We start from the raw sequence: 22983 nt of genomic DNA, 5'->3' as shown, positions 1-22983 counted from the left end.
CCTCCCCACAAGGGGGAGGGGCTTAACCTGCCGCGCTGCCGAGGCCTGATTGAGGCGCGAGAGTGCTGCGAGTCTTCGCCCCCCTTGTGGGGGAGATGGCCGGCAGGCCAGAGAGGGTCTTTATTTCCTCAAATCTTCCCCGCAAACCGGTCCGTCGCGCGGATCAGCTGGTCGGTGATGCCGGGTTCCGAGACCGCATGCCCGGCGCCTTCGATGATGTGGAAATCCGCGTCCGTCCAGACTTTCGAGAGCTGCCAGGCATATTTCAACGGGCAGGGCATGTCGTAGCGGCCGTGCACGATGACGCCGGGAATGCCCTTGAGCTTCGTAGCGTCGCGCAGGAGCTGCCCGTCTTCCAGCCAGCCGGCATTCATGAAGAAGTGGTTTTCGATGCGCGAGAAGGCGAGCGCGAAATGGTCGTCGTCATGGTCCGACGCCAATTCGGGGCTTGGCAGAAGCGTGATGGTCGAGCCTTCCCAGACGCTCCAGGCCTTGGCGCAGCGGATCTGCTCGGCCTTGTCGAGGCCGGTGAGGCGCCGGTGATAGGCGGCCATCATCTCGTGGCGCTCGGCTTCCGGGATGGGGGCGACGAAGGCTTCCCACTTGTCCGGGAACATTTCCGAGACGCCGAACTGGTAGTACCAATCGAGCTCCGGCCGCGTCACGGTGTAGATGCCGCGCACCAGAAGTTCGGTTATCCGCTCGGGATGGGTTTCCGCATAGGCGAGCGCCAGGGTCGAACCCCAGGAACCGCCGAACACCTGCCATTTGTCGACGCCGACCATTTCGCGCAGCCGCTCGATATCGGCGACCAGGTGCCAGGTCGTGTTGGCCTCGAGGCTTGCATGCGGCGTGGAGCGACCGCAGCCGCGCTGGTCGAACAGCACCACGTCGTAGAGGTCCGGGTTGAAGAGCCGGCGCTGGTTCTGGTTGCAGCCGCCGCCGGGGCCGCCATGCAGGAAGACGGCCGGCTTGGCGCCCGGCGTGCCGACCCGCTCCCAATAGATCACATGGCCGTCGCCGACATCGAGCTGCCCTGTCGCATAGGGTTCGATCTCGGGATAGAGGGTACGCAGAACTTCGGTCATAGATGGAGACCCTTTGCCGGCCAGTTTTCAGTATCGTGATCGGGATGCTGGAAGGAGATGATCTGCTCCTGCTGGACGGCGTCCTCGCCGCTGTCACGGACCGGCTGGTCGAAGATCGTCGTCACCCACGGGATATGCGAGGCGTAGTTCACCTGGATTTTCGGGGCGAGATCATCGCGCTTGTCGAAGGCTCCGATCGCCAGGTCCAGCCCACCCGGATAGCGGTAGGTGAGCGGCGTGCCGCAATTCTCGCAGAAACCGCGGTCGATATTGACCGAGGACTGGAAATATTTCGGTTCGGCGCGGGTCCATTCGACACCGTCCTTCGGCACGGTGACCAGCGGGCCGAAAAAGCCGCCGAAGGCCTTCTGGCACATGCGGCAATGGCAGATCGAGGCGCGGCCGAGTTCACCATGGATCCGGAAGCGCACGGCGCCGCACTGGCAGCCGCCTGTTCTAAGGGTTTCGCTCATCGCTTGTTCTCCGGTGGCTGGTTTTCTGGCGGACCGCTCTCCGGCGGCCAGATTTCGGTGTCGTGGTCGGGATGCTGGTAGGAGACGATATCGGCCAGGAAGGGGGCGGTGTCGATATCGTCCATCGTGTGGCGCGCCGGCAATTCGGACAGCCGGTCGACGAAGGGAAGTTTGCCCTCGACGCCGAACTGCACGACCGGCGGCAGCAGGGTCGGATCGTCGAAGCTGCCGGCGGAGATCGCGATCCCGTCCGCCGCCTCGTAGGTCATCGGCGTGCCGCAGTCCCCGCAGAAGCCGCGCCGGACGTGGTTCGACGACTGGAAATATTTCAGTTCGCCGCGCGTCCAGGTGAGCTTCGCCTCGCCGGTCGCCACCAGCGGCGCGTAATAGGCGCCGAAGGCCTTCTGGCACATTCGGCAGTGGCAGACCGAAGAATCGAACGGCTCGCCTTCAAGCCGGAAGCGGATTGCGCCGCACTGGCAGCCGCCGGTTCGGATGGTATCGCTCATGATTGACCCTCCGCATGTCGATTGCCTCGAGGCCAGACCTCGGTGTCGTGGTCGGGGTGCTGGTTGCTGCTGGCCGAGACAGTCTTTTCCTGTTCCTCGGTCATGTCCATGGCGATATCGTGCTGCAGGTGGTCTAGCTCGCCGAACCAGGACATCTTGTGGGCGAGATTGGTCTGCAGCTCCGGCTTCACCGATTGCGGATCGTCGAGCGAGCCGAGCGTGATGCTCATATGATCGCTCGACCCGTCATAAAAGAGCGGCGTACCGCATTTCTCGCAGAACCCGCGCCGCACGGTTTCCGACGACCGGAACCAAGCCGGCTCGCCGCGCGTCAGCTTGAAATTTTCATGCATCACCCCGCCGAGCGGCATGAAATAATTGCCGGCCGCCTTCTGGCACATGCGGCAATGGCACAGATGCGGAAACCCGATCTCGCCCTCTGCCCGGTAACGCACCGCCCCGCACTGGCACCCACCGGTGTGGATCGCCACGCTCATCCTTGGGTTCCTTCCTGCGCATGACACACTGCCTCGATATTGTTGCCATCGGGGTCGAAGACGAAGGCGCCGTAATAGTTCGGGTGGTAATGCGTCCGCAGGCCGGGCGGACCGTTGTCGCGGCCGCCGGCGGTGATCGCGGCTTCGTAGAAGGCGTCCACCTCGGCGCGGCTGTTGGCGGTAAACGCGACGTGCTGGGAATGGCCGGGGACCGGCTTATCCTCATGCAGCCAATAGATCGGTCGCTCGCGCCCGTAGCCGCCGACCTTGACGCCACCCGTATATTTAGCCGGAACCATGTAAAGCAGCGAAGCGCCGAGCGGCGCGAAGGCTGCGTCGTAGAATGCTTTGGCGCGGTCGAAATCCGCGACCTTGATACCCATGTGATCGATCACCGCTTGGCTCCTCACGCGTTGTTCGGGAGATGAAGCTTAGCGCTTCACCTCCCAGGTCGTCACCCTCTCACCCGTTGCCGGGTCCTTGCCGTCCTTCAGCTGGATGCCCTTGTCCGACAGTTCGTTGCGGATCTTGTCGGCCTCGGCGAAATTTTTCGCCTTGAGCATTTCGAGCCGCAGGGCGACCAGCGCATCGACGGCGGATGCCAGTGCCTCGTCGACCTCGGTTTTCTCCGGCAGCACGCCGAGAAACGCGGCACTGGCGGCAAACACCGCAAGTGCGTCCGGGTCGCCATGGGCCTCCTGCGCCAGCGCGTGCAGCGCCTGCACGGCGGCGACCGTGTTGAGGTCGTCGGCAAGCGCGTTGATTACCGTATCGCAGGGCGTGGCACGGGAGGCTTCCGCCGCCGGCCACTTGGCGAGAAGGCGTTCGGCCTCTTCCAGCCGCTTCACCGAAAAGTCGATCGGCTCGCGGTAGTGCGTCATCAGCATGGCAAGCCGCAGCACCTCGCCCGGCCACTGGCGTCCGCCGAATTTTTCGGTGTGCAGCAGGTCGTAGATGGTGATGAAATTGCCCTCGGACTTCGACATCTTGCGGCCTTCGACCTGCACGAAGCCGTTGTGCATCCAGACATTCGCCATTACCTCCGTGCCATGAGCGCAGCGCGATTGGGCGATCTCGTTCTCATGGTGCGGGAAGATCAGGTCGAGCCCGCCGCCATGGATATCGAACACCTCGCCGAGATAATGCCGGCTCATCGCCGAGCACTCGATATGCCAGCCCGGACGACCGCGGCCCCAGGGGCTTTCCCAGCCGGGTTCGTTGTGGGAGGAGAGCTTCCACAGCACGAAATCGCTCGGGTTTTTCTTGTGCGCATCGACCGCGACGCGGGCGCCGGCCTGCTGTTCGTCGAGCGGACGCTTGGAAAGCTGGCCGTAGTCGGCCATCGACTTGGTATCGAACAGCACTTCGCCTTTTGCCACATAGGCATGGCCGTTGCCGATCAGCTTCTCGATGATCTCGATCATCTCGGCAATGGTGTCGGTGGCACGCGGCTCGACGGTCGGCTCCAGGTTGCCGAGCAGGGCGATGTCCTCGTGGTATTGCGTCTCGGTCTTTTCCGTGACGAGGCGGATCGCCTCGTTGAGCGGCAGGCCGGGATGGTCGCGCAGCGCCCGCGCGTTGATCTTATCGTCGACGTCGGTGATGTTGCGGGCATAGGTGACGTGGGACTCGCCATAGACATGGCGGAGCAGCCGAAAGAGCACGTCGAAGACGATGGCCGGTCGGGCATTGCCGATATGGGCGTAGTCGTAGACCGTCGGGCCGCAGACATACATGCGTACGTTCTGGGGGTCGATCGGCGCGAACGCCGTCTTTTCACGGGTCAGCGTATTGTAGAACCTGAGCGAAATGCTCATCGAAAAATCTCCCCAAAGTCTCGCACGGCGAGCATCCGGCTGAGCGGGATGCCGAAAAGTGTACGCGGTTTTCGGACGACATCCCGCTCTCACTATCAACTAGGAGCCGGATGCTTTCGCGTTCAGGAGACACGAAAGCATCCGGCTCCGGCCGGGTCGTTTGTCTTCAAGGCTTTTCGAGAGACGAAAACGGCCGGGCCAGCGCGAACGCTAGCGGATAATGATCCCACAAATGGAAATCGCCGTTTTCATGGAGGTGGTTATGGCGCGGGCAAGCCGTTTGGTCAAGTGGGCTTTGCCCGCGCGGGATCTCCCAAACCGGCCTTACGCCGTCTTGCGGCCGATGCCGTTTCTGGCGACGGTGAACAGAAAGATCAGCATTGACACGACGGTGAGGATCGAGCCGATCGCGGCAAGCGCCTCGCCGCCCGAGGACACCGCCATCGCGATGCCCGGCACGATACAGAGCACGCCGAGAACCGCAAAGCCGAGATGGACCTTCGACAGCACTGAATCGGCTGCCGTCGGGGTCACCGTGTAGTAGAGACCGAAAATCCCCATCGTCGTCCAGCCGACCAGGTTCAGATGCGCATGCGCCGGCGCCATCAGATGGTCGCCGGAGATGGCCATCTGAATGCCCCAGAACATGCCGACGGTGACACAGAGTACAGCCGCGCCGAAGAAATAGAAGGCGATGTTTCTCATCAGATATTCCCCCGAAATATGAAGTTCCTGCGCCCTATCGCAGGACCTGCAGCATAGCAGAAAATCGGATTTTCATACATGGGGTATCTCCCAGGGGCGCCGCCGGGATCAAAACATGCGCTTTGCACGTTGATGGGCACGCATTCCAGCAATCGGATGGATACCGAAATGGCCAGCCAGGATAGACACCGCAACGTTTTCGACATCTTCTCGAGCGCCATCTCTTCCTGGTCGGGAAAGCCGGCCACGTTCGTTGCGGCGGTTGTCCTGATCGTCATCTGGGGCGTCACCGGACCGTTCTTCGGATTCTCGGAAACCTGGCAGCTCGTGGTCAACACCGGAACGACGATCATCACCTTCCTGATGGTCTTCGTCCTGCAAAATTCCCAAAACAGGGACGGCGAGGCGGTCCAGGCGAAGCTCGACGAGCTGATCCTGTCCAGCCAGGCTGCCAACGAGTTCATCGGCATCGAAAAACTGGACGAGAAACAGCTTCGCAAGCTCAGCGAAAATCTGCAGCGCCGCGCCAAGACGCTGGATCAGGAGGCGGAGAACGTTTAGGTCGCCTTAGCGGCCTTTTTCGGTCGGCGGGTTGCTGTTGTCGAGCAGGGCCTGGGCGATGGATCTGCGCCGCGCGTCGTCGGTCATGGCGGAGCTGATCAATCGCATCGCCTCCATCACGGCGGCGTCCCCATGTTCGCGGTGAAGGAGGGCCATCGCCGCGGCGACGAGATTGTCGGTCGCCGTCGCTTGCTCTCTTTGCTCGTCGGTAAGGTGCGGTTGCATCATCCAGGCTTCTTGCGGCGAGCGGTCGCCTCTATTCCGGCGCGCGAAAATCCACGAACTTGTTGTCGCGCACGACGAACAGGCGACCGGTATCCTGAAGATCGGGGGAGGCGAGGAAGAGGATCTTTTGGGCGACTTCCGACGGATGCGGCAGGGTTTCCGGGTCTTCGCCGGGCATGGCCTGGGCGCGCATTGCGGTGCGGGTGGCGCCGGGATTGACGATGTTGACCTTGAGCGGCGTGTGGGCGGTCTCGGCAGCCCAGATGCGGGCCATGTTCTCGACCGCCGCCTTGGAGATCGAATAGGCCCCCCAGAAAGCCGGCGCCTTGGAGGCGACGCCGGACGACAGGATCAGCGCGCGGCCGGCATCGGACTTGGTCAGCAGCGGCTCGACCGAACGGATCAGCCGCCAGGTGGCGGTGACGTTGGTCAGCATGACCTTTTCGAACACTTTTGCCTCGATATGGCCGAGCGGCGAGATGACGCCGAGGATGCCGGCATTCGCCACGAGGATGTCGAGCTTGCCCCAGCGCTCGAAGATCGAGGCGCCGAGCTTGTCGATCGCTGCCATGTCGGTGATGTCGAAGGGAACCAGCGTGGCGGTGCCGCCGGCCGCCTTGATCGCATCGTCAAGATCCTCGAGGCCGCCGACGGTGCGCGCGGTGGCGATCACATGCGCGCCGGCTTTCGCGAGTGCCAGCGCCGTGAAATAGCCGATGCCCCGCGATGCGCCGGTCACCAGCGCGATCCTGCCCTTCAGATCGATATTCATGATTTTCCGCCCTCAAATGCAATGCGCGCAACGGTCGTTACAGTCGCCGATGGATGTTGGTGGAGGAGGCAACAGCTGCTTGTCGCAGGAGCCTGGCCTCGCTCTCCGTTGCCCTGTGCTTGTCACAGCGATCCGGTGCGCGCAAGTCCTTGCGCGCGGGAGAGGCTTTCACGGCTCCCGATGTGGGTGCGGCGAACTGGCCCGGCGTTTAATTTCAGCTTCAGGAAGGAAGCTCGTCTCAGCCGTTGCTGGCCAGTACCGAAACCTTGCGGCCCATCGTCTCGCCATCCTTGTCGAGCAGGCGGGTGGGGTAATCGCCGGTGAAATAATGGTCGGTGAATTGCGGGCGGGCGTTGTTGCGGTCTTCGCCGCCGACGGCACGGTAGAGGCCGTTGATCGACAGGAATTCCAGCGAATCCGCGCCGATATATTGGCACATGGCTTCCAGGCTGTCGTACTGGTTGGCGAGCAGCTTGTCGCGGTCCGGCGTGTCGATGCCGTAGAAGTCAGGGTAATAGATCATCGGGCTGGCGACACGCAGATGCACTTCCTTGGCGCCGGCATCGCGGATCATCCGGACGATCTTCAGTGACGTCGTGCCGCGCACCACCGAATCGTCGACCAGCACGACGCGCTTGCCCTCGATCATCGCCCGATTGGCGGAATGCTTGAGCTTGACCCCGAAGGCGCGGATCTGCTGGGTCGGCTCGATGAAGGTGCGGCCGACATAGTGGTTGCGGATGATGCCGTATTCGAACGGAATGCCGCTTTCCTGGGCGTAGCCGAGAGCAGCCGGCGTGCCGCCATCCGGCACGGGCACGACGACGTCGGCTTCGACCGGCGCTTCCTTGGCGAGGTTGATGCCCATGTTCTTGCGCGCCACATAGACGCTGCGGCCGCCGACGACGGAATCGGGACGGGCGAAATAGACGTATTCGAACAGGCAGAGCCGTTCAGCTTGGCCGTTGCCGGCCTTGCGGGCGTCGATCGAGATAGAACCGTCCGCCTGGATTTCGCAGATGATGACTTCGCCGTTCTCCACGTCGCGGACGAACTTGGCGCCGATGATGTCGAGCGCGCAGGTCTCCGACGCGAAGATCGGCTTGCCGTCGAGTTCGCCCATGACGAGCGGGCGGATGCCGGTGGGGTCGCGCGCGGCGATCAGCTTGGTGCGGGTGACGGCGAGCATCGAATAGCCGCCTTCCATCTGCCGGATCGCGTCGATGAACCGGTCGGCGGTCGACGAATACCGGGAGCGGGCGATGAGATGCAGGACGACTTCGGTATCGGAGGTCGACTGACAGATGGCACCGCCGGCGATCAGCTGCCGGCGCAGGGTCAGACCATTGGTGAAATTGCCGTTATGGGCAACTGCGATGCCGCCGACTTCGAGTTCGGCAAACAGCGGCTGGACGTTGCGCAGCGCCACTTCGCCGGTGGTCGAATAGCGGTTGTGGCCGATCGCGATATTGCCGGGCAGGCGGGCAAGAGTGACGGGATCGGTATAATGGTCGCCGACGAGGCCCATGCGGCGTTCCGAATGGAAGCGCAAGCCGTCGAAGGAGACGATACCGGCCGCTTCCTGACCGCGATGCTGCAGGGCGTGCAGCCCGAGCGCCGTCAGCGTCGCAGCCTCGGGATGGCCGAGAATGCCGAACACGCCGCATTCTTCATGCAGCGTATCGCCATCCCACTCGTTGACCCTGTCTTCGGCGAACGTCTCGGAAACCGCCTGATTCATCTTGGCCCCTTATCCCTGTGGACAACCTGTCCCTGTCGGAAAAATGGAAAGGCCGGCCGGGGAGAACCTCCCCGGAAACCAGCCTGTTTTTCACTTGAATGCGAATGATACCACAAATGGTGACGTTTTGCGCTGCATCAAGCGCAAGATCGCGTCAATTATTTGTCGCAGGCGCGTCATCTGCCGTCGGTTGATCCTGAGCCGGAGCGCCATCGGTTGGCGCTGCCCCGCGGCCGAGGATGCGGGCGCGGATCTGCGGCTCGATATCGGCGGGCAGCACGGCTTCGAGGCGGGCGACGAGCGTGTCGAGGAACGGCTTCGATTTCGCCTGCGTTACCCAGGTCGGCTGGGCATTGGCGGCCACCAGCCAGTTCCAGAATGCGACGGCCACGACGAGCAGCAGGATGCCGCGGGCGGCGCCGAACAGGAAACCGAGCGTCCGGTCGAGCGCGCCGATGCGGCTGTCGATGATGAAATCGGCGATCCTTGTGGTGATGAACGAGATGATGATCAACGCGATCAGGAAGATGGCACCGGCGGACGCGGCGATCGCGATGCGCTCGTCACTCAGGTGCGGCTTCACATAGGGCAGAACCAGGGGGTAGAGGTAATAGGCGGCGGCGACTGAGCCAGCCCAGCTTGCGATCGACAGCACCTCTCGCGAAAAACCGCGAACCATGGCGAGAACGGCGGAAAACAGCGTCACAGCGATGACGATACCATCGAAAATCGTGATGGGCATATATGATCTACTCCAGACTTGCCGACTTCAAGACTTGCCGGCTTCAAGCCCGGCGCCCCGCCTTACCGCAGCCGTCATACATCAGCGGGCTTGTTAACGGAAGATCAATCATCTTCCGGCGTTTGTCTCAGCTTGGCGGCGGAACCCGCGATGCGGGATACCAGATCCGGCAGGTCCTCGATCGTCACCCAGCGTCCGTTCGCGCCCTTCGGCACCTCCGCGGACGTGGCCGGCAGCATCGCTCCTGCAAAACCAAGTTTCTCAGCTTCCTTAAGGCGTTGCGCAGTCTGCGAAACCGGCCGCACCGCGCCCGAGAGGCTGATTTCGCCGAAATAGACGCAATCGGCCGGCAGAGCAAGACCGGCAAGCGAGGATACCAGTGCGGACGCGACCGCGAGGTCGGCCGCAGGCTCGGTAATGCGATAACCGCCCGCGACGTTGAGATACACGTCGTGCTGTCCGAGCTTGACGCCGCAATGGGCCTCTAGGACCGCGAGAATCATCGACAGGCGCGACGAATCCCAGCCGACCACGGCGCGCCTGGGCGTACCGAGCGAGGTCGGCGCGACCAGCGCCTGCACCTCGACCAGAACCGGCCGTGTGCCCTCCATGCCGGCAAAGACCGCGGCACCTGGCGATTTCGAGTTGCGCTCGCCGAGGAAAAGTTCGGACGGGTTGGTGACTTCGCGAAGCCCCTTGTCGGACATTTCGAAGACGCCGATCTCGTCGGTCGGCCCAAATCGGTTCTTGACGGTGCGCAGGATGCGGTAGTGGTGGCCACGGTCGCCTTCGAAATAGAGGACTGCATCGACCATGTGCTCGACGACGCGCGGGCCGGCGATCTGGCCTTCCTTGGTGACGTGGCCGACGAGAACCATGGCGGCCCCGGTCTGCTTGGCAAACCGGATCATCGCCTGCACGCCGGTGCGCACCTGGGTGACGGTGCCCGGCGCCGAATCGGCGGTATCGCTCCATAACGTCTGGATCGAATCGATGATGACGAGGTCGGGACGCTTGCCTTCGCCGATCGTGGCGAGGATGTCCTCGACATTGGTTTCGGCCGCGAGCAGCACTTCTGTATCGGCGGCATCCAGCCGCTGGGCACGCAGCCGCACCTGCGCCACCGCCTCTTCGCCCGAGACATAGATGATCCGGTGGCCGCGACGGGAAAGGGCGGCCGCCGCCTGCATCAGCAGCGTCGACTTGCCGATGCCCGGATCGCCCCCGACTAGCACCGCCGAACCGCGCACGAACCCGCCGCCGGTCGCCCGGTCGAGCTCGGAGATACCGGTGAAGATGCGCGGCGCTTCCTCGGTCTCGCCCGACAATGTGGTGAGCGCCACGGCACGGCCCTTCTTCGGCACCTTGCCGGGGCCTCCACCGATGCCGCCCATCTGGTCGTCTTCGATAATGGTGTTCCACTCGCCGCAGCCGTCACACTTGCCGGCCCAGCGGTTATGCACCGTGCCGCAGTTCTGGCACACGAATTGGGTTTTGGATTTTGCCATGGGGAATTCAGGTTTCGTCGGTTGGGAAGTTGTCGGCAGAAACGTCCTGATGTCCGTGAAGAACGCGCAGGACATGCATCGTCGTTTCGTCGATCACGAAATAGATGCACCTGCCGCGAAAGGGGAAGGCCCGCAATCCAGGAACGAATTCTCGGGAACTGCCGGTAAGGCCGAGTTCCGCTAACGAGGCCATCTTGGCATTGAGGTCGTCCAGTAGGCGTCTTGCGGCTATCGGATTGAATTGCGAGGTGTACTCATAATCTTCCAGAAGATCGGTCAGCGCGCGTTGGGACACGTTGAGACGGCGCGCTTGCATTCTTCCGTTCCTCTGCCATCTTGAGAATGTGCGCCGTCAATTCCTCGCCGTTTTCAAAACTCATCACTCGGCCCGCTTCGACATCGTCCAGCCCTTCCTGGATCAATCGCTTCAGCGTTTCCGTTTTTTCTTGAAGCTGGCGCAAACCGGCCGCAACAACCTCGTTGGCATCCTTGTAGACTCCGGCCTCGACTTGGGCGTCGACAAACGCCCGCTGTTTCTCGCTCAGATGGATCTCGGTCATTTCGATCTCCTTTTGTTCTTGTATAACACGAGGGATTTCCGCTTCCAAGAGGCAAGTGAACGCGATCAGTCGTCGGGATAGATATACCGCCGCTCGTAGCGTAGGCCGAGGCTGGTCAGCAGTTCGTAGCCGATCGTGCCGGCGGCGCGGGCGACGTCGTCGAGATCTATGTTCGGGCCGAACAGCTCGACATAGTCGCCGGCCTGGATCTCCGATGCCGGGATGTCGGTGACGTCGAAGATCGTCAGGTCCATGGTGATGCGGCCGATGACCGGAACCCTGCGGCCGGCGACGAAGCCGAAACCGCCCTGGGCGACCGTCTGGCGAAGCGGCACGCCGGAGCCGGAGAGCGCTCGGCTGTAGCCGTCCGCATACCCCGCGGAGACGATCGCCAGCCGGCTGTCGCGGGAGAGCTGGTAGGTGCCGCCGTAGCTCACCGTCTCGCCCTTTTTCCCGTCGCGGATCTGGATGATGCGCGCTTCCGCCTTGGCGACCGGCTTCATCGGGTTCGGCACCCCAACGACCGCCTCGCCGCCATAAAGCGCGATGCCGGGGCGGGTGAGATCGAAATGATAGTCCGGCCCCAGAAAGATCCCGGCGGAAGCCGAAAGGCTCGTCTCGATGCCTTCGAAAGCCTCCGCGACCTTCTGGAAAGCCGAAAGCTGTTTCTGGTTGAGGGGCGAGGAGGGTGTGTCGCCGCTATGGAGATGGGACAGCACCAGGACCGGCGAGAAGCTTGCCGGACGCGACACGTCGTCGGCAAAGGCGATCGCATCCTCAAGCGGCAGGCCGAGACGGTTGAAGCCGGTGTCCACCTGCAGCGCACAGGGGTGGTCGCCATACTCCGACGTCACCGACATCCAGAAGGCGAGTTGTTCTTCCGACGCCAGAACCGGCACCAGATCGTGTTCGAAGAACATCGCCTCCTGGCCGGGCCAGATCCCGGATAGAACATAGATGCGGGCGTCGGGTGCATAGGCGCGCAGCGTCACGCCTTCTCGCGCCACCGCCACGAAGAAATCCCGGGCGCCTGCCTCGTAAAGCGTGATGCCGCAATCCTCGAGCCCTAGCCCGTAGGCATCAGCCTTGACGACTGCCGCCGTCCGCGCCGTTCCCGAACGCCGCGCCATCTCCCGCCAATTGTCGGCAAGCGCACCCAGATCGACCGTCAGCCGGACGGGCGCGATATCGAAATCGTCGGGATAGGAAAGCTCGCTGTCGAAATCGGTCATGTCGGCTCGTAGGGCATGAGGATGGTTGCAGCAATCCTACCGGTTTCGAAGGCAGGAAAAAGACCACGCCCGCAAAATCTTTCGCGCTGCACAATCTTTTGGGGGCTACACGTCAGGCGACGCTGCGCAGATCGAAATCCGCATGAATGACGTCGTAGGGCACGTAGATCCGACCGCCTTCGTTTACCTCGACAAGGCCCCATTCGATCAGGACTGCCGTATCCTCATGCACGCGCTTCACATCGCGAGAAAGGGCTGTGGCCAAGGCGCGGTAGGTCGAGGGGCCAAGGCTCTGCAGCGCCTCGATCAATGTCCAGCGCTTCGGCGTCAGGACCGTAAAAAGCTGTTCGGGGGAGGAGAAGCTGAAGACGTGCTCCTGAGCTTTGCCGGTTTTCCAGGCGTTGAGAAAGCCGCCCGCGGCGTCTTGAAGTGCAGCTTCGTCACCCCGCTGAATTCGGATTGTTGCGGTTGTCATCGGCGCTCTCTCCTTGAATGGACGTCAGCGAGAAAATCACGGATCAGGGCATCGACCGTCGTGAATTTGTAGTTCTCCTCGCGGCCATCGATATGCCTGTGGTCGCCTTTGCCTCTTTCGTTGTCGTAGCCGACAATCCGCTGTCCTTCATAACCGTAGAACAGGCGATATTTGTAGTCGTGCTGGCTCCCGACCACGGAATGCCGAAGCTTCCAGATGACCATCTCGACGATAGCCCCGTCCGAGAGGACGTTCTTTGAGCGGTAAAGCAGTTCCGCCTTCATGTTGGCGATAATGCCAACACGAAGGCGGTCTGTCAAATCAGCTCAATGCTCTTCGTATTGCGTAAAGCTCGGGTCGGCCAGATCGGCGAAGCGGGTGTATTCGGACTGGAAGGCGAGCTTGACGGTGCCGGTCGGTCCGTGGCGCTGCTTGGCGATGATCACGTCCGCCGTGCCCTTGACCTTGTCCATCAGCACTTCCCATTCGGGATATTTCGGGTCGGCGATGTCTCGGGGTTCCATGTTCTTCACGTAATATTCCTCGCGAAACACGAAGAGCACCACGTCGGCGTCCTGCTCGATCGAGCCCGATTCGCGGAGGTCGGAGAGCTGTGGGCGTTTGTCGTCGCGGCTTTCCACCTGGCGCGAGAGCTGCGAGAGCGCGATGATCGGCACGTTCAGCTCCTTGCCGAGCGCTTTCAGACCCGTAGTGATCTGGGTGATTTCCTGGACGCGGTTCTCGCCCGATTTGCCCGAGCCGGTCATCAGCTGGATATAGTCGACCACCAGGCAGTCGAGGCCGCGCTGGCGCTTTAGGCGGCGGGCGCGGGCGGAAAGCTGGGCGATCGAGATACCGCCGGTCTGGTCGATGAACAGCGGCACTTTCTGCATCATCTGGGAGCAGGCGACGAGCTTTTCGAAATCCGCCTCGGTAATGTCGCCGCGGCGGATCTTTGACGAGGAGACTTCCGTCTGTTCGGAGATGATGCGGGTGGCAAGCTGTTCGGCCGACATTTCGAGCGAATAGAAGCCGACGACGCCGCCGTTCTTGGCTTTGAACGAACCGTCCGGCTGGACTTCCGGTTCGTAGGAGGCGGCAATGTTATAGGCGATGTTGGTGGCGAGCGAGGTCTTGCCCATGCCGGGGCGTCCTGCAAGCACGATCAAGTCGGAACGCTGCAACCCGCCCATCTTGCTGTCGAGCGACATGATGCCGGTCGAGACACCGGAAAGATGGCCGTCGCGCTCGAAGGCCTGGCCGGCCATGTCGATGGCTAGCGCCACCGCATCGTTGAACGACTGGAAGCCGCCGTCGTAGCGGCCGTTTTCGGCGAGCTCGAACAGCCGGCGTTCGGTATCCTCGATCTGCGTCTGCGGCGGCATGTCGAGCGGCGCGTCGTAGGCGATGTTGACCATGTCCTCGCCGATGGTGATCAGCGCGCGGCGGAGCGCCAGGTCGTAGATCGCCCGGCCGTAGTCCTCTGCATTGATGATCGACACGGCTTCGGAGGCGAGGCGCGCGAGATATTGCGCCACCGTCAGATCGCCGACCTTGTCGTCGGCGGGCAGGAAGGTCTTGATCGTCACCGGATTGGCGGTCTTGCCCATGCGGATGATGTCGCCGGCGACCTCGAAGATCTTGCGGTGCAGCGGCTCGTAGAGATGGACGGGCTTCAGGAAATCGGAGACGCGGTAATAGGCGTCGTTATTGACCAGGATCGCGCCGAGAAGCGCCTGTTCGGCCTCGATATTGTTCGGGGCTTCGCGGTAATGCGGCTCTGCCGGCTGGATGTTGGCGAGCTTGCGTACTGCGTCGTTCATGGTGTTTTCCGTTCTGTCCCTGTACCCCGGCAGTACCCTTAGAGGTGTCTGGCCTGTCACGAAACGGCAATATTGATTCCCACAGTAGTTCACAGGCAAAACGGCGCTGCGAAGCAAAAAACGGTCGGAAACCGTAAATCTGTTTGACTGTGTTCCCGGAGCGAATCGACTCGGGGTACTCACCCTCTTTTATAGCCCGAAAAAGACAAAAAAACGCCCGGACCTTGTCGGCCCGGGCGCTCTTTGAACAGTCTTTGGAACGAAGCTTATTCGTCGTCGCCGGCGCCGTCGGCTTCCGGATCGAAGAAGTCTTCAGGACGCAGCGCATCTTCGTCGACGCCGTAGATCGCGTCGGCCGAGGTGAGGCTTTCGCCCTGGGACTGGCGGCTGGCTTCTTCAGCGGAGCGGGCAACGTTCAGTTCAACCGAAACTTCGACTTCCGCATGCAGGTGCAGCGAGACCTTGTGCAGGCCGATTTCCTTGATCGGCGTGTTGAGGTCGACCTGGTTGCGGCCGATGGTGAAGCCTTCGGCAGCCAGCGCGTCGACGATGTCGCGGGCAGCGACGGAGCCGTAGAGCTGGCCGGTTTCGCCGGCGGCGCGCACGACGACGAAGGACTTGCCGTCGAGAACTTCGGCGACCTTGGCGGCTTCGCCCTTGCGCTCGAGGTTGCGGGCTTCGAGCGTGGCGCGCTCGGATTCGAAGCGCTTCTTGTTGGCTTCGTTGGAGCGGAGAGCCTTGCCGAGCGGCAGAAGGTAGTTACGGGCAAAGCCGTCGCGGACCTTGACGGTTTCGCCCATCTGGCCAAGCTTCGGTACGCGTTCAAGCAGAATGACTTGCATGGTTCAGGTTTCCTTTCGATCAGTCAATCTTGTTTTCGGTAGTCTTGTTGTCGGGGCTGGCGCCTGCTTTGAGCGGGGTCAGCGCGATCGTCCGCCTTGTATCGGTAAGCCCCAGGATGAGGATCGCGATCGCCGGCAGGACAAGCATGGAAGAGAGATAGCAGAGGACGAGGACCGGGATGCGCCAGTCCTTGCCGAGGCTGCGGAAGTGCAAGGAGGCGAAACCCGCCATCAGGAAGCCGGCGCCGAACGTGCCGCAGATCGTCGCGCCGATCATCGCCGGAACGCCGCCGAGGAAAGCGAGCACGATGCCGCCGAGGAAGATGAAGATCGCGTGCCGGTTCATCCGGAGTGCCGAGGGCATGTCTTCGCGCGGACGCAGCGCCCGGCCGGAGCGCGACACGATGCGAACGGCGATGTAGAAGGCGGCAAACAGCAGCGTTACCCAGACGCCGCCCTGGACGAGCGGCAGCATCAGCACCAGCAGCGACTTGGTCTGCGCCATGCCCGCCGGTTCCGGCGTGAAGGCAGGTTCCTGGGCCTGCAGAGCCGCGATCATCGCATCGACCATCCGGTCGGTAAGTTCCGGGCCGTAGCCGATTGCAACTCCGAGCGCGATGACGGCGATCGTCACCAGTCCGCAGAGATGCAGGAGGATATCCGAGATCGGGTACCAGGCCATCAGGTTGTCCGGGCCGCCGAGTTCGGAGGCGGGACGCGCAAGGTTGGCGAGATGTGACAGCCAGCCTGCCGGGATCAGCGTGAACACTGCCATGGCGACCGCAAACATCGGCGACACGAGGACGGCGCCAAGGATGCCGGCGGTGACGATGCCGATGACGGCGGCGCGATTGCCCCAGCCGAGGCCGGCGATGAAGATCGGAAGCGAGGAGGCGGCGTAGAGCACGGACGCAAAGGACAGCTGCGCATTCGCACCCAGCACGAGCAGGGTGGCGGCAATGCCGGCAAGAATGCCGGTGGGCAGCACTGTCTGTATCTTGTTCGTCACGGTCTCGCTGTCCTGCTTTTTGAAGCAGTTAGGGGATCACACCTGAATCTATCTCTCAGGTACTTCATCCCCAACATGGGATTTGGAAATTCCGATCCGCGCCCATCGCGGAAGGGATGAACCCGCTGACTCTTCATCAGCGGGTCCGCTATTCGTAATTACGCTACGACGTAAGGCAGCAGGCCGAGGAAGCGGGCGCGCTTGATCGCCTGGGCGAGTTCGCGCTGCTTCTTCTGGGAAACGGCGGTGATGCGCGACGGAACGATCTTGCCGCGCTCGGAAATGTAGCGCTGCAGAAGGCGTACGTCCTTGTAGTCGATCTTCGGCGCATTGGCACCCGAGAACGGGCAGGTCTTGCGGCGGCGATGGAACGGACGGCGTGCCTGGGAGGAGGATGATGATACGTCAGCCATGGTCTTTTCTCCTTAGCCTCTATTACGCACGGTCTTCGCGCGGACGGCGCTCGAAGCCGCCTTCACGCGGACCACGGTCCGGACGGTCGCCGAAGCCGCCTTCGCGGCGCGGCGGACGGTCGCCGAATTCGCGGCGCGGACCACGGTCGTCGCCATCACGGCGCGGGCGGTCGTCACGGTCGCGCTTCTGCATCATCGCCGACGGACCTTCTTCATGCTTCTCGACGGCGATCGTCATGTAGCGAAGAATGTCTTCGTTGATGCGCATCTGGCGTTCCATCTCGTGCACGGCCGGAGCCGGTGCGTCGATGTCCATCAGGGCGTAATGAGCCTTGCGGTTCTTGTTGATGCGGTAGGTGAGGGACTTGAGGCCCCAGTTTTCAATGCGCCCGACTTTGCCGCCGTTAGCTTCGATGACGCCCTTGTACTGTTCGACGAGGGCATCAACCTGCTGAGCGGACATATCCTGCCGGGCAAGGAATACGTGTTCGTAAAGAGCCATGTAGCTTTGCCTTTTCTTGCGGTTGTCTACCCGGACCTCGGCGGCTAAGCCTCAACGACTGCTCCTGAACGGGAAAAACCCAGGCAAGAAAAGTGTTGTATCGAGACGGTCGAGAGCGGAGACACGGGAGGCTTGGACCCTATGGTCCCTGCGGCTTCCTTTTTCGAGAAAGCCTGCCCTCCGTTCAGCCACCAGCCAGAAGACCGGGTATTGCGAACAGCGCGCTTATACGGATTTTTGAAGAGAAGGCAAGGGCGGTTCATCGAATGTAATCAATTAGCGATATCTAAATTATACTTAAGGTAGAGTTAACAGAGCTACAGGTTGAAAACCCGAGTGATCGGAGTATAGTTCGCCGCGGGAAAAGTGCTGGAGGGTATTCAACCAAAGTGGAGGGGAATTTGTTATGCATCATGGAGAGAAGAATTTTGAAGTAACCGCACCACGTTCTCGATTTTACCAGGGAGGTTTCGGACGGTTGTTTCCTGAACTTCCGGGCTGGGAGCCGGATACAGCCGGTTTTACAGGTGCAGGGATAGGTAGTGCTGCGGCACTCGAGGCCTATATCATGAATTTCGTCGCGACCAAGATGGTCGATACGACGGCGCCGCCCGCGGGCGACTCCAAACTTCCGTCCGGTTACGTCTATTTCGGTCAGTTCATCGACCATGACCTGACGCTGGACACGACGCCGCTCAGCGAGGCGGAACTCGATCCGAACCGGCTTCATAACTTCCGGACGCCGCGGCTCGATCTCGATTGCATCTACGGGCAGGGGCCGGATGCGCAGCCCTATCTCTACGACAAGACCGCACCGGGCTGTTTCCGGATCGGCGAGGTCGCCGGCACGCCGTTCAAGGATCTGCCGCGCGCCGCAGGCCAGGATACCGCTCTGATCGGCGACCCGCGCAATGACGAAAATGCCATTGTCTCCCAGCTGCACCTGGCCTTCCTTCTGGCCCATAACACGCTCGTCAAGGCGGCGGTCAAGAAGGGCATGTCGTCCAGGAAGGCCTTCGAGGCGGCGCGGAAGACGCTGCAGCGGCTCTACCAGTGGATTATCTGGCATGACTACATGGCCCGCATCTGCGATCCCTCCGTCCACAAGCGGGCGCTTCGCAAGGATCGCGACGCCGGCAATGGGCGCACCTTCTGGGAGCTCGGTTACGAAGACGTTTACGACTGGAAGAACAATCCGTTCATGCCGCTGGAGTTTTCGGTCGCCGCCTACCGGTTCGGGCATTCGCTGGTCCGCAACGGCTACCAGACGAATTTCGCCAAGGGCGTCGGCGTCTTCACGCCGACCTTCAAGTTCAATGCCGAGGACCTCAGAGGTTTTCGCGTGCTACACCCGGACCGGGTCGTGCAGTGGGACTGGTTCCTCAGAATGTCCTCCTCCGTGCGGCCGACATTCCCGCAGGTTGCCCGCAAGTTCGACAGCATGCTGGCGAATGCGCTGCGCGAGCTGGCGGAGGATCCCGACAAGCCTGGCGACAACACCAGGATCCTCAACGTGCTTGCGGCCCGCAATCTGGTGCGTGGCGTCAGGATGCAGCTGCCGTCGGCCATCGAAATCGCCAAGCTCCTGGATATCCCGATCATCAAGATCAACGAGGATGAGCGGGAAGCCCTCTGGTACTACATCCTGCGGGAGGCCGAGTTCGATCCCCAGGTCGAGGGCTCGACGCTGACCGTCGGCGGCGCCGGCGATCGCCTGGGAACGCTCGGCTCGATCATCGTCGCGGCCACGTTCGCAGGCCTCCTGAAAGGCGATTCGCTGTCGTTCTTCAATCTGGAGCCCGGATGGACGCCCGACAAGGACGAGCTGCTCGACAGCGTCGAGGCGGACCTGATCGCCGCCGGCAAGCCCGGCCTCAATGCCGATGAACAGGTCAACGGCCGCAAATGGGGGCTGCCGACCATCATCCGCCTGTCGGGCCTGCCGGTCGATGCCGCACCGTTCCGGCCGGTGCCGATCCCCGTTCCCGAGCCCGTCGTCGAGCCCGCGGCACCCCCGACGGAATGAACGACCGGGAATGATCATCGGATATCGCCGGCAGGACCGGCGATATCCTCTTCATCCCAGCCCCAGCTTCGTCATTGATTTCGAGTAATCCTGTAGCCGACGCTTTCTAGAAGCTGTTCGGCATTCAAAAGCATGGTGGCCGTAACGAGGCTGGAATCCTGGATGGCGGCCTCAAGTCTGAGCTGATCGAGAGCCAGGAGGTGAAGCTTGCGCACAGGCTGGTCACCTTTTTCCAGCTTCCGCAGTTCGTCCGACGGCAGACCCAATTCCACCGCGAGTTCCTTCTGCGTCAGTTTGAGCTGCTTTCGACGTCGGATGAACTCGCGTCGTGTCGGAATTGACTGCATGATTTCGGCGTGCCGCTCCGGATATGGAGGGCACTGATTAGCGGTCTTTTCGGGGGCCGGAGCAAGTCGCCCATTCGAGGTAGATGTACTCGAGCCGTGGCCGATTGTTACAGCGGCATCGGATACTGCCGATGAACCTTGGCGATGTCCGCGAACACCTCGTCCGACAGTGTCACGTCCGCAGCCGCCATGTCGTGCTTCAGCTGGGCCATCGACGTCGCGCCGATGATGGCTGCGGCCATGAAGGGGCGCGACAGGCAGAAGGCGAGCGCCATCTGGGCGAGGTCGAGGCGGTGCTTTTCGGCGACCTCGAGATAGGCCTTCACGGCCGGCTCCTGGTACGGTGTCAGGCGGCCGCCGAGATCCGTGTTGATCGTCGCCCGAGAGCCTTCCGGCCTTGCGCCGTTCTGGTACTTGCCGGTGAGGAGGCCGGCGGCGAGCGGCGAATAGGCCATCAGCCCGACATCCTCGTGGTGCGCGACCTCGGCGAGGTCGAGATCGAAATGCCGGTAGAGGAGATTGTATTCGTTCTGCAGCGAGGCGATGCGCGGCAGGGCCTTTTTCTCCGACAGGCGCAGGTATTTCATCGCGCCCCAGGCGCTTTCGTTGGAAAGGCCAGCGGCCCGCAGCTTGCCTTCCTTCACAAGCTCGCCGAGCGTTTCGAGGATTTCGGCGATTTCGGAGGCGGCCTTGTCGCGGTCCTGCTGGGTAACGTCGAAGGTCCAGGAATTGCGGAAATGGAAGGTGCCGCGGTTCGGCCAGTGGATCTGGTAGAGGTCGAGATAGTCGGTCTGCAGGCGGGTCAGGCTGGCGTTGACGGCCTGGCGGATGGTGGCGGATTCGATGTCGCGTCCGTCGCGGATATGCGGGCGGCCGCTGCCGGCGATCTTCGTGGCAAGGACCAGGTCCTTGCGCTTGGCCGCATTCTTCTTCAGCCAGGTGCCGATATATTCCTCGGTGCGGCCATAGGTGGCGGGACTGACCGGCGTGGTCGGATAGAGTTCGGCGGTGTCGAAGAAGTTGACGCCGTTCTCGAAGGCGTAGTCCATCTGTTCATGGGCTTCGGTTTCCGAATTCTGGGTGCCCCAGGTCATCGTGCCGAGGCAGATTTCCGACACGGAGAGGTCCGTGCGCCCAAGTTTCTTGTATTTCATGCCGACAGATCCCGTACTTAAAAAGTCGGCGGCACTCTAAGCGCGATTTGACGAAGCGCAAGGGGACAACGGGCCGTAAAAGGCCCCGAAAACCGCGCCGCCCTTGACTCTCCGGGCCGGAATGTGAATGGAAAGGCAAAACATAAGGGAAGGAAATCATCCCCATGAGCACGATCGCATTCACGTTTCCCGGCCAGGGCAGCCAGGCTGTCGGCATGGGCAAGGATCTGGCGGAGGCTTTTCCCGAAGCCCGCGCCGTCTTCGATGAAGTCGACGAGGCGCTCGGCCAGAAGCTCTCCGACATCATGTGGAACGGTCCGGAAGAAACACTGACGCTGACCGCCAATGCGCAGCCGGCGCTGATGGCCGTCTCGGTCGCCGCGATCCGGGTGATGGAAGCGCGCGGCCTGAAGTTCGCCGACAAGGTGGCGTTCGTCGCCGGCCATTCGCTCGGAGAATATTCTGCTCTTTGCGCCGCCGGCACCTTTTCGCTGGCCGATACGGCACGCCTGCTGCGCATCCGTGGCGATGCCATGCAGTCGGCGGTTCCCGTCGGGCAGGGCGCCATGGCGGCGATCATCGGCCTTGAGCACGGCGATGTCGACACGATCTGCGCCGAAGCGCGCGAGGCTGGCGTCTGCCAGATTGCCAACGACAATGGCGGCGGCCAGCTCGTCATCTCCGGCTCCAAGGCGGCGGTCGAAAAGGCCGCGGCACTGGCAACCGAAAAGGGCGCCAAGCGTGCCATCATGCTGCCCGTCTCCGCACCCTTCCACAGCGACCTGATGGCGCCGGCGGCCGACGCCATGCGCCACGCGCTCGACAAGGTGGCGAAGAACAATCCGGTCGTGCCGGTTATCGCCAATGTACGCGCCGTGCCGGTCTATGATGCCGACGAGATCGCCAAGCTGCTGGTCACTCAGGTCACCGGCCAGGTCCGTTGGCGCGAGACGGTGGAATGGTTCGGCGCCAACGGCGTGACGACCCTTTACGAGATCGGCTCGGGAAAAGTGCTGACCGGCCTTGCCCGCCGCATCGACAAGAATATCTCCGGCATTGCCGTCAACACGCCGGCCGATATCGAAGCCGCGCTCACAGCCATTCTCGGCTGATTTGATCAGTGAGTAGTGAATGGTGTGTAGTGAGTAGTTCAGTTCCTTGCTGCCCACGGCTCACTAACCACTACTCACTAATCACTAATCACTCTAAAAAAGGAACACGATCATGTTTGATTTGACCGGCCGCAAGGCATTGGTGACGGGCGCAACCGGCGGGCTCGGCGAAGAGATCGCCCGGATGCTGCACAGCCGGGGTGCCACCGTCGGCCTGCACGGCACGCGCGTCGAGAAGCTCGAGGCGCTTGCCTCCGAACTCGGCGACCGGGTCAAGATCTTCCCGGCCAACCTCTCGGACCGTGCCGAAGTGAAGGCGCTCGGCGAAAAGGCCGAGGCCGAACTCGAAGGCGTCGACATTCTGGTCAACAATGCCGGCATCACCAAGGACGGCCTGTTCGTGCGCATGAGCGACGAGGACTGGGATGCTGTTCTGGAAGTCAATCTTACCGCGGTCTTCCGCCTGACCCGCGAACTCACCCATCCGATGATGCGCCGCCGTTACGGCCGCATCATCAACATCACGTCGGTGGTCGGCGTCACCGGCAATCCGGGCCAGACCAACTACTGCGCCTCCAAGGCTGGTATGATCGGGTTTTCCAAATCGCTGGCGGCGGAGATCGCCACCCGCAACGTGACGGTCAACTGCGTCGCGCCGGGCTTCATCGACAGCGCGATGACCGGCAAGCTCAACGACAAGCAGAAAGAGGCGATCCTCGGCGCCATTCCGATGAAGCGCATGGGCGCCGGATCGGACATCGCGTCCGCGGTCCTTTATCTCGCCTCCAGCGAGGCTGGCTACGTCACCGGCCAGACCCTGCATGTCAACGGCGGCATGGCGATGATCTGA

The 22983-nt window shown here is 62.2% G+C and carries 28 protein-coding genes; 4 read left to right on the top strand and 24 right to left on the bottom strand.

From position 1 onward, the window contains the following. Positions 1-128 precede the first annotated feature (128 nt). From pip to C5L10_RS25745, 7 genes are all read right to left on the bottom strand, one after another. Positions 129-1088, bottom strand: coding sequence for a prolyl aminopeptidase (gene pip / locus C5L10_RS25775; RefSeq protein WP_105431978.1), 960 nt, complete (start codon positions 1086-1088; stop codon positions 129-131). Further along, positions 1085-1561 (bottom strand): GFA family protein, encoded by a 477-nt coding sequence (locus C5L10_RS25770; RefSeq protein ID WP_046667886.1) that lies wholly within the window; start codon positions 1559-1561, stop codon positions 1085-1087. The genes pip and C5L10_RS25770 overlap by 4 nt, the downstream gene beginning before the upstream one ends. After that, positions 1558-2070: a GFA family protein gene (locus C5L10_RS25765; RefSeq protein WP_046667885.1), complete on the bottom strand. Its 513-nt coding sequence runs from the start codon at positions 2068-2070 to the stop codon at positions 1558-1560. Before C5L10_RS25765 ends, C5L10_RS25770 begins: the two co-directional genes overlap by 4 nt. Beyond that, positions 2067-2567: a GFA family protein gene (locus C5L10_RS25760; protein WP_105431977.1), complete on the bottom strand. Its 501-nt coding sequence runs from the start codon at positions 2565-2567 to the stop codon at positions 2067-2069. The genes C5L10_RS25765 and C5L10_RS25760 overlap by 4 nt, the downstream gene beginning before the upstream one ends. Further along, a complete protein-coding gene (locus tag C5L10_RS25755; RefSeq protein WP_105431976.1) occupies positions 2564-2962 on the bottom strand; it encodes a VOC family protein in 399 nt (132 codons plus the stop codon). Before C5L10_RS25755 ends, C5L10_RS25760 begins: the two co-directional genes overlap by 4 nt. A gap of 36 nt (positions 2963-2998) precedes the next feature. Continuing rightward, positions 2999-4384 (bottom strand): cysteine--tRNA ligase, encoded by a 1386-nt coding sequence (cysS, locus tag C5L10_RS25750; RefSeq protein WP_105431975.1) that lies wholly within the window; start codon positions 4382-4384, stop codon positions 2999-3001. Positions 4385-4708: 324 nt separating this feature from the next. Continuing rightward, entirely contained in the window at positions 4709-5089 is a 381-nt protein-coding gene (locus C5L10_RS25745) for a hypothetical protein (RefSeq protein ID WP_046667881.1), read from the bottom strand. Positions 5090-5257: 168 nt separating this feature from the next. Here C5L10_RS25745 and C5L10_RS25740 point away from each other — a divergent pair, with 168 nt between their 5' ends. Further along, positions 5258-5650, top strand: coding sequence for a low affinity iron permease family protein (locus C5L10_RS25740; protein WP_105431987.1), 393 nt, complete (start codon positions 5258-5260; stop codon positions 5648-5650). A gap of 6 nt (positions 5651-5656) precedes the next feature. Here the strand turns inward: C5L10_RS25740 and C5L10_RS25735 are convergent, their stop codons facing one another. The 15 genes from C5L10_RS25735 to rpsF form a co-directional block, all read right to left on the bottom strand. Continuing rightward, positions 5657-5878 carry a hypothetical protein gene (locus tag C5L10_RS25735; protein WP_105431974.1) on the bottom strand — a complete coding sequence of 74 codons (222 nt, stop codon included), beginning with the start codon at positions 5876-5878 and terminating at the stop codon, positions 5657-5659. Positions 5879-5906: 28 nt separating this feature from the next. After that, positions 5907-6647, bottom strand: coding sequence for an SDR family NAD(P)-dependent oxidoreductase (locus C5L10_RS25730; RefSeq protein ID WP_105431973.1), 741 nt, complete (start codon positions 6645-6647; stop codon positions 5907-5909). 238 nt (positions 6648-6885) lie between these two features. Next, on the bottom strand, positions 6886-8388 hold the full coding sequence (gene purF, locus C5L10_RS25725) for an amidophosphoribosyltransferase (protein WP_105431972.1): 1503 nt from the start codon (positions 8386-8388) through the stop codon (positions 6886-6888). 154 nt (positions 8389-8542) lie between these two features. After that, complete coding sequence (locus C5L10_RS25720) at positions 8543-9130, bottom strand: CvpA family protein (protein ID WP_046636456.1); 588 nt, start codon at positions 9128-9130, stop codon at positions 8543-8545. Between the two features lie 104 nt (positions 9131-9234). Next, the gene (gene radA / locus C5L10_RS25715; protein WP_105426720.1) at positions 9235-10638 is read right to left on the bottom strand and encodes a DNA repair protein RadA; all 1404 of its coding nucleotides are present in this window, start codon (positions 10636-10638) and stop codon (positions 9235-9237) included. 7 nt (positions 10639-10645) lie between these two features. After that, positions 10646-10954, bottom strand: coding sequence for a type II toxin-antitoxin system RelE/ParE family toxin (locus C5L10_RS25710; RefSeq protein WP_105431971.1), 309 nt, complete (start codon positions 10952-10954; stop codon positions 10646-10648). Continuing rightward, the gene (locus C5L10_RS25705; RefSeq protein WP_105431970.1) at positions 10893-11198 is read right to left on the bottom strand and encodes a type II toxin-antitoxin system ParD family antitoxin; all 306 of its coding nucleotides are present in this window, start codon (positions 11196-11198) and stop codon (positions 10893-10895) included. The genes C5L10_RS25710 and C5L10_RS25705 overlap by 62 nt, the downstream gene beginning before the upstream one ends. Before the next feature lie 65 nt (positions 11199-11263). After that, the gene (gene alr, locus C5L10_RS25700) at positions 11264-12430 is read right to left on the bottom strand and encodes an alanine racemase (protein ID WP_105431969.1); all 1167 of its coding nucleotides are present in this window, start codon (positions 12428-12430) and stop codon (positions 11264-11266) included. A gap of 112 nt (positions 12431-12542) precedes the next feature. Then, the gene (locus C5L10_RS25695; RefSeq protein WP_105431968.1) at positions 12543-12905 is read right to left on the bottom strand and encodes a transcriptional regulator; all 363 of its coding nucleotides are present in this window, start codon (positions 12903-12905) and stop codon (positions 12543-12545) included. Further along, complete coding sequence (locus C5L10_RS25690) at positions 12902-13225, bottom strand: DUF6516 family protein (protein WP_371411988.1); 324 nt, start codon at positions 13223-13225, stop codon at positions 12902-12904. The genes C5L10_RS25695 and C5L10_RS25690 overlap by 4 nt, the downstream gene beginning before the upstream one ends. Before the next feature lie 6 nt (positions 13226-13231). Continuing rightward, entirely contained in the window at positions 13232-14728 is a 1497-nt protein-coding gene (locus C5L10_RS25685; protein WP_046667874.1) for a replicative DNA helicase, read from the bottom strand. A 266-nt stretch (positions 14729-14994) separates the two neighbouring features. Next, entirely contained in the window at positions 14995-15570 is a 576-nt protein-coding gene (rplI, locus tag C5L10_RS25680; RefSeq protein WP_046667873.1) for a 50S ribosomal protein L9, read from the bottom strand. Positions 15571-15589: 19 nt separating this feature from the next. Continuing rightward, positions 15590-16579, bottom strand: coding sequence for a DUF2232 domain-containing protein (locus C5L10_RS25675; RefSeq protein ID WP_105431967.1), 990 nt, complete (start codon positions 16577-16579; stop codon positions 15590-15592). Positions 16580-16737: 158 nt separating this feature from the next. Further along, a complete protein-coding gene (gene rpsR, locus C5L10_RS25670; RefSeq protein ID WP_007771634.1) occupies positions 16738-16992 on the bottom strand; it encodes a 30S ribosomal protein S18 in 255 nt (84 codons plus the stop codon). A 22-nt stretch (positions 16993-17014) separates the two neighbouring features. Beyond that, a complete protein-coding gene (gene rpsF, locus C5L10_RS25665; RefSeq protein WP_046636463.1) occupies positions 17015-17494 on the bottom strand; it encodes a 30S ribosomal protein S6 in 480 nt (159 codons plus the stop codon). Between the two features lie 478 nt (positions 17495-17972). Here rpsF and C5L10_RS25660 point away from each other — a divergent pair, with 478 nt between their 5' ends. Next, the gene (locus C5L10_RS25660) at positions 17973-19520 is read left to right on the top strand and encodes a peroxidase family protein (RefSeq protein ID WP_172717178.1); all 1548 of its coding nucleotides are present in this window, start codon (positions 17973-17975) and stop codon (positions 19518-19520) included. Positions 19521-19591: 71 nt separating this feature from the next. Here C5L10_RS25660 and C5L10_RS25655 read toward each other — a convergent pair whose 3' ends face one another. Both C5L10_RS25655 and C5L10_RS25650 read right to left on the bottom strand, forming a co-directional pair. Beyond that, positions 19592-19867 carry a helix-turn-helix domain-containing protein gene (locus C5L10_RS25655; RefSeq protein WP_105431965.1) on the bottom strand — a complete coding sequence of 92 codons (276 nt, stop codon included), beginning with the start codon at positions 19865-19867 and terminating at the stop codon, positions 19592-19594. Between the two features lie 107 nt (positions 19868-19974). Further along, positions 19975-21021, bottom strand: coding sequence for an aldo/keto reductase (locus C5L10_RS25650; RefSeq protein ID WP_105431964.1), 1047 nt, complete (start codon positions 21019-21021; stop codon positions 19975-19977). Positions 21022-21185: 164 nt separating this feature from the next. Between C5L10_RS25650 and fabD the strand changes: the two genes are divergently transcribed. Together fabD and fabG are read left to right on the top strand one after the other, a co-directional pair. Further along, positions 21186-22133: an ACP S-malonyltransferase gene (gene fabD, locus C5L10_RS25645; RefSeq protein WP_105431963.1), complete on the top strand. Its 948-nt coding sequence runs from the start codon at positions 21186-21188 to the stop codon at positions 22131-22133. A gap of 112 nt (positions 22134-22245) precedes the next feature. Then, a complete protein-coding gene (fabG, locus tag C5L10_RS25640; RefSeq protein WP_046636468.1) occupies positions 22246-22983 on the top strand; it encodes a 3-oxoacyl-[acyl-carrier-protein] reductase in 738 nt (245 codons plus the stop codon).

The organism is Neorhizobium sp. T6_25 (assembly GCF_002968555.1).
Classification (GTDB): domain Bacteria; phylum Pseudomonadota; class Alphaproteobacteria; order Rhizobiales; family Rhizobiaceae; genus Neorhizobium.
Note: the sequence above shows the minus strand (reverse complement) of the source record. Positions and strands in the feature narration are given on the sequence as shown.

What these genes read in the sequence shown, in the direction of transcription:
- pip (WP_105431978.1), bottom strand. Translation starts at nt 1,088, where the DNA reads ATGACCGAAGTTCTGCGTACCCTCTATCCCGAGATCGAACCCTATGCG.
- C5L10_RS25770 (WP_046667886.1), bottom strand. Translation starts at nt 1,561, where the DNA reads ATGAGCGAAACCCTTAGAACAGGCGGCTGCCAGTGCGGCGCCGTGCGC.
- C5L10_RS25765 (WP_046667885.1), bottom strand. Translation starts at nt 2,070, where the DNA reads ATGAGCGATACCATCCGAACCGGCGGCTGCCAGTGCGGCGCAATCCGC.
- C5L10_RS25760 (WP_105431977.1), bottom strand. Translation starts at nt 2,567, where the DNA reads ATGAGCGTGGCGATCCACACCGGTGGGTGCCAGTGCGGGGCGGTGCGT.
- cysS (WP_105431975.1), bottom strand. Translation starts at nt 4,384, where the DNA reads ATGAGCATTTCGCTCAGGTTCTACAATACGCTGACCCGTGAAAAGACG.
- C5L10_RS25745 (WP_046667881.1), bottom strand. Translation starts at nt 5,089, where the DNA reads ATGAGAAACATCGCCTTCTATTTCTTCGGCGCGGCTGTACTCTGTGTC.
- C5L10_RS25740 (WP_105431987.1), top strand. Translation starts at nt 5,258, where the DNA reads ATGGCCAGCCAGGATAGACACCGCAACGTTTTCGACATCTTCTCGAGC.
- C5L10_RS25735 (WP_105431974.1), bottom strand. Translation starts at nt 5,878, where the DNA reads ATGATGCAACCGCACCTTACCGACGAGCAAAGAGAGCAAGCGACGGCG.
- C5L10_RS25730 (WP_105431973.1), bottom strand. Translation starts at nt 6,647, where the DNA reads ATGAATATCGATCTGAAGGGCAGGATCGCGCTGGTGACCGGCGCATCG.
- purF (WP_105431972.1), bottom strand. Translation starts at nt 8,388, where the DNA reads ATGAATCAGGCGGTTTCCGAGACGTTCGCCGAAGACAGGGTCAACGAG.
- C5L10_RS25720 (WP_046636456.1), bottom strand. Translation starts at nt 9,130, where the DNA reads ATGCCCATCACGATTTTCGATGGTATCGTCATCGCTGTGACGCTGTTT.
- radA (WP_105426720.1), bottom strand. Translation starts at nt 10,638, where the DNA reads ATGGCAAAATCCAAAACCCAATTCGTGTGCCAGAACTGCGGCACGGTG.
- C5L10_RS25710 (WP_105431971.1), bottom strand. Translation starts at nt 10,954, where the DNA reads ATGCAAGCGCGCCGTCTCAACGTGTCCCAACGCGCGCTGACCGATCTT.
- C5L10_RS25705 (WP_105431970.1), bottom strand. Translation starts at nt 11,198, where the DNA reads ATGACCGAGATCCATCTGAGCGAGAAACAGCGGGCGTTTGTCGACGCC.
- alr (WP_105431969.1), bottom strand. Translation starts at nt 12,430, where the DNA reads ATGACCGATTTCGACAGCGAGCTTTCCTATCCCGACGATTTCGATATC.
- C5L10_RS25695 (WP_105431968.1), bottom strand. Translation starts at nt 12,905, where the DNA reads ATGACAACCGCAACAATCCGAATTCAGCGGGGTGACGAAGCTGCACTT.
- C5L10_RS25685 (WP_046667874.1), bottom strand. Translation starts at nt 14,728, where the DNA reads ATGAACGACGCAGTACGCAAGCTCGCCAACATCCAGCCGGCAGAGCCG.
- rplI (WP_046667873.1), bottom strand. Translation starts at nt 15,570, where the DNA reads ATGCAAGTCATTCTGCTTGAACGCGTACCGAAGCTTGGCCAGATGGGC.
- rpsR (WP_007771634.1), bottom strand. Translation starts at nt 16,992, where the DNA reads ATGGCTGACGTATCATCATCCTCCTCCCAGGCACGCCGTCCGTTCCAT.
- rpsF (WP_046636463.1), bottom strand. Translation starts at nt 17,494, where the DNA reads ATGGCTCTTTACGAACACGTATTCCTTGCCCGGCAGGATATGTCCGCT.
- C5L10_RS25655 (WP_105431965.1), bottom strand. Translation starts at nt 19,867, where the DNA reads ATGCAGTCAATTCCGACACGACGCGAGTTCATCCGACGTCGAAAGCAG.
- C5L10_RS25650 (WP_105431964.1), bottom strand. Translation starts at nt 21,021, where the DNA reads ATGAAATACAAGAAACTTGGGCGCACGGACCTCTCCGTGTCGGAAATC.
- fabD (WP_105431963.1), top strand. Translation starts at nt 21,186, where the DNA reads ATGAGCACGATCGCATTCACGTTTCCCGGCCAGGGCAGCCAGGCTGTC.
- fabG (WP_046636468.1), top strand. Translation starts at nt 22,246, where the DNA reads ATGTTTGATTTGACCGGCCGCAAGGCATTGGTGACGGGCGCAACCGGC.